The sequence below is a fragment of the Hufsiella arboris genome, from assembly GCF_009834875.1.
GTDB classification, from domain to species: domain Bacteria; phylum Bacteroidota; class Bacteroidia; order Sphingobacteriales; family Sphingobacteriaceae; genus Hufsiella_A; species Hufsiella_A arboris.
Genome location: NZ_WVHT01000030.1, coordinates 1 through 2,231 on the forward strand (window position 1 = coordinate 1; position 2,231 = coordinate 2,231).

The 2,231-nt window shown below is 45.5% G+C and carries 1 protein-coding gene; it reads right to left on the minus strand.

Going from position 1 to position 2,231, the window contains the following annotated elements; genetic code table 11:
• On the minus strand, positions 1-2,231 hold a 2,231-nt coding region (locus tag GS399_RS20485; protein WP_160846527.1), incomplete at both ends, for a Calx-beta domain-containing protein.

A 2,231-nucleotide genomic window follows, 5' to 3' on the forward strand; every position in this document is an offset into this window, starting at 1 on the left:
GGTCGCTGCCACTGTCACTACGGAGACATCGTTGTCAGTAATATCAATAGAAGCAGATGCCGGGCTATATTTTACCAAAGGATTGCTTGACGCAGTCAACGTTGCAACCACCGTTTCCATACCTTCTACAATAGTGTCGTTTAAAGTAGGAATAGTGATCGTTGCCGTTGTAGCTCCAGCTGCAATGGTTACGGTCTTGGTTGCAATCGCAGTGTAATCGCTGCCTTCTGTAGCCGTGCCGCCCAGCGTATAAGTTAAGGTTGTTGCCTGAGAAGATGCATGACTTAAGGTGACTGCAAAAGTTCCATTTACCGGACCGGTTTCATTACCGTTTGTTCCGGCAGTTACCGTAGCTACTACATCATCATCATTAATCGTCCCTGTTCCGTTTGCTGTACTGATCGTTACGCCGCCAGTTGCACCGCCCAGGTTTACGGCGAATGATTCCGTTGGTTCAGATAACAAATCATTGATGATAGAAACACTGATCGTTTGCGTTGCTCCGCTCACTGATCCGGCCGGGAAGGTTATTACGCCTGAAGTTGCTGTGTAATCTGAGCCTGATGTAGCTGAACCATCTGCTGTGCTATAATTAATTGTAAAGCTGTTTTGTACATTTCCCGTTAAAGTAACTGTAAATAAAGTCGGACCCGCATTCTCGTTGACCGTCACACTATTGATAGCTACGCTTGCAGCGTCGTTGTCTAAAATGTTAAGACTTGCAGATGGATTTGTAGAACTTACTACAACACCATTACCGGCACTTGCAAGCGTTATTGCAACAGTTTCTGTCGGCTCAAGAATATTATCGTCTATTACTTTAACGTCGACGTCATAACTAATTAATCCTGCGGGAATTGTTACAGAATTAGTAATCGATTGATAGTCCGTTCCGTTTGTTGCTGTACCCGAAACGGTGTAATTAACCGTTGTTGGGTTTGAAACCGGCGCTGAAAGCTTAATAGTAAACTTGCTATTAGTAGATGGTTCACTTGCATCTCCTCCGGCGACAATGCTGACGATCGTCGCACCTGGAGTTGGCGTAACGGAGGATGAATTATTCGATGAAACAGGATCATTTTCAGTTCCTGATATGGTCGCAGTATTTGTATACGATCCCGTTGGATTTACAACCGCGGTTATTGTCAATGTTGCGTTGGCTCCATTGGCCAGCGAACCGATTGTCCATACACCACTGGAATAAGCAGCTGAAGGACTTGCATTGACAAAAGAATATCCGGCAGGAAGTGCGTCGTTTACTTTTACATTGGTAGCAACACTAGGACCGGCGTTTGATGCGGTAAGGGTAAACACAACCGTACTTCCAACGTTTGGATTAGATACATTACTTGTTTTAACAATGCTTAAATCCGTTTGTGGATTAACCGTAATTGTTCCTGTAGCCGTAGGTGTCGTACAACCGCCTGTCGCAGAAGCAGTATAGGTAAATGTTCCGGTGTTCGTCGGGTTTCCTGAAATTGTCAATACTCCGGCATTGTAATTATAAGATACACCGGGTGGAAGGCCTGTAACTACGGCGGTCGCTGCGTTAGCTGTCGCGTAAGTAATATTAACAATTACTCCATTTACAAAAACAGTTTGGTTGCTGGTTGAAGCTGAAGATGTTAATGTTATTGTAGCGTTCGGGTTGACGACGACAGCTGCTGTGCTTGAAGTAGCTGATCCACAGCTTGCGCTGCTGACAATCACATAATAATAAGTTGTACCGTCGGTGGTTGTTGATGGTGTGTAAGTCGGAGATGTTGCTCCGCTTACCGCTGTACCGCTAGTCGTATTGTTGGCTGAATTGCTATACCACTGGTAAGTCAATGTACCAGTACCTGTGGCTGTTACACTTAACGCCGATGCCGTTGTATTGATACAGTAGGTGGTGCTGGCGGCCGGCTGGACAGTGATTGCCGTGACTGGATTCACCGTAATAGTTGCATTTCCGCTTTGGGCCTGGCTGCAGGACGTACTGCTTGCATCTTTTACACTCACCAGCGCATAATTATATGTACCTGATGTCGTCGTTGGCTGAGTCACAGTCACGCTGTTACCAGAACTAGTTATTACCGTCTGATTCGATCCGCCATTAATTGTATAAGTGAATGTATAAGGTGCTGTTCCGTTAGCTCCTGCAAATATAATAGACGGGGCACTGCTTCCTACACATACTACTGTTGTTCCGGTAATGGTTGCTGTTGGAAGGGCGTTAACCGTTACATCCC